This is a genomic window from Pseudomonas syringae group sp. J309-1, assembly GCF_032582135.1.
Taxonomy (GTDB): domain Bacteria; phylum Pseudomonadota; class Gammaproteobacteria; order Pseudomonadales; family Pseudomonadaceae; genus Aquipseudomonas; species Aquipseudomonas quasicaspiana.
Genome location: NZ_JAWHNU010000124.1, coordinates 1 through 791, shown reverse-complemented (window position 1 = coordinate 791; position 791 = coordinate 1). Strand labels below are relative to the sequence as shown.

1 pseudogene is annotated in these 791 nt (G+C 54.4%); it reads left to right on the top strand.

Annotation, left to right across the window (positions count from 1 at the left end):
- Nucleotides 1–791: pseudogene (locus RX972_RS29030) on the top strand (IS3 family transposase); the annotation flags it as partial.

Sequence of the window (791 nt, the reverse complement as noted above, 5' to 3'; positions counted from 1 at the left end):
CAAGAAATACAGAAAATTCGATGCCGCCTTCAAGCTTGATGTTTGCAAGCTCATCGTCGATCAAGGCCAGAGTGTGAACTCTGTCTGCCTTGATATGAACCTGAGCGATACGGCAGTGCGTCGCTGGGTTGAGCAATACAAGGCCGAGCTGTTGGGTGGCCCGGGAATTGGCAACCCGTTGACCAGCGAGCAACAGCGTATTCGCCAACTGGAGCAGCAGATTCGTGAGCTGAAAATGGATAATGACATCCTAAAAAAAGCTACGGCCTTCTTTGCCCGCGAATTGAAGTGATCCATCAACTGGTTCACCAATTACAACGTAAGGCCTACCCGGTGGCTCGTCTCTGTCGGGTATTGCGGATCAGTCGCTCCGGTCTTTATGAGGCCCAACAGCGTCGTTTGAAACCCAAGCCCGCCTGTCCGGCAGCGGCCAGGATCAAGACAGCCTTTGAAGCGTCGGAGCGTTGCTATGGTAGTCGTCGTGTGGTGAGCGCCTTGCGTAAAGAAGGCCTGTCGATTGGTCGCTTCAAGGTGCGCAGCCTTATGAAACAACAAGGTCTGCGCCCGGTCTGGAAGCGTAAGTTCGTTCACACAACCAACAGCAATCACAACTTGCCGGTGGCTGAAAACCTTCTAAATCGCCAGTTCAACCCTGGCGCGATCAATCAATCCTGGGTCGCAGACATTACTTATATCCGCACACGCGGCGGCTGGGTGTACCTGGCGGTGGTCATGGACCTTTTCTCGCGCAAGATCGTGGGCTGGGCCATGGCCCCTCATATGCGAGCCGA